At 68.3% G+C, this 1,017-nt stretch carries 2 protein-coding genes; both read right to left on the bottom strand.

Annotated features, from left to right (window positions below):
- A partial coding sequence (locus tag N878_RS22120; RefSeq protein ID WP_021445702.1) for a thermonuclease family protein occupies positions 1-556 on the bottom strand: 556 nt, incomplete at its 3' end.
- A 26-nt stretch (positions 557-582) separates the two neighbouring features.
- Positions 583-798: a 50S ribosomal protein L31 gene (gene rpmE, locus N878_RS22125; protein WP_021445703.1), complete on the bottom strand. Its 216-nt coding sequence runs from the start codon at positions 796-798 to the stop codon at positions 583-585.
- Positions 799-1,017: the final 219 nt, after the last annotated feature.

A 1,017-nucleotide genomic window follows, 5' to 3' on the forward strand; every position in this document is an offset into this window, starting at 1 on the left:
GCCCGCCGAGCAGGGCGAAGCCGCCGCTGCGCAACTGGCCGGCGGCTTGCACCTGCTCCTTGCGCCATAGCCCCAGGCGCTGCTGGCGCGCCTGACGCTCGGCCGCCTGCTGGCAGCTCACCAAGGCGACGTTGGGCGCCACCGCGACCATGAAACCGAGCCCCTCGGCCAGCAGCTGCGCCTCCAGATTGCGCCCTTGGCGGTCATAGAGATGGGCCAGGGTGCGGCCGTAGCGATCCTTGCCCTCGCGCCCCGGGCGCAGGCCGACACGGCCGTCGTTGGCCGCCACCAGCGCCTGCAGACGGCGCTGGGCCTGCACCGCGAAGGGTTCGTCGCCACGCCCCTGGCGCCCCAGCTCCGGCGCGTTGAGGCCGATCAGGCGCACGCTGCGACCATCGACCAAGCGCAGGGTATCGCCATCCACCACCTGCTTGACCGCCAGCTGCGGCAGATCCGCCTGCAGCGGGCAGAAGGCCTGGGCGAGCCCTGCCCAGGCGACAGAAACGAAAAAGGCGCCCACCAGGGACGCCTTTTTCAGCTTCACGGACAAGACCATGGGCCGTTCCGCAATCGCGCGGTCGCTTACTTGGTAGCGCCGAACACGCCGAAGCGCTGCTTGAAGCGATCGATACGGCCGCCGGTGTCCAGCACTTTCTGCTTACCGGTGTAGAACGGGTGGCACTCGGAGCAAACGTCGAGGCTCAGGTTCTTGCCCAGGGTGGAGCGGGTCTTGATCACGTTGCCGCAGGAGCAGGTGGCGTCGATCTCGACGTAATTCGGGTGGATATCGGCTTTCATGGGGCTTTCCTCGGGGTGTTTGTGCCGCCACCCGACCCAACGTCAGGCACCGCACAGAAATAGGCCGCGGATCATACCAGAGCCGCCAGTCGATGCAAGCCGCGCGGGGTGCCGGCCGTCGCGTGCTAAGATCGCCAGCCTGTCCATGGAGGCTCGTGTGCCCGACCTGATCCTGCGCCTCGCCCTGCCCTCGCCGCTGCGCCGCCTGTTCGACTACCG

It is taken from the genome of Pseudomonas sp. EGD-AK9, assembly GCF_000465935.2.
In the GTDB taxonomy this organism is placed as follows: domain Bacteria; phylum Pseudomonadota; class Gammaproteobacteria; order Pseudomonadales; family Pseudomonadaceae; genus Aquipseudomonas.

Excerpts from the sequence above, each read along its gene's own strand:
- rpmE (WP_021445703.1), bottom strand. The coding sequence starts at position 798 with ATGAAAGCCGATATCCACCCGAATTACGTCGAGATCGACGCCACCTGC.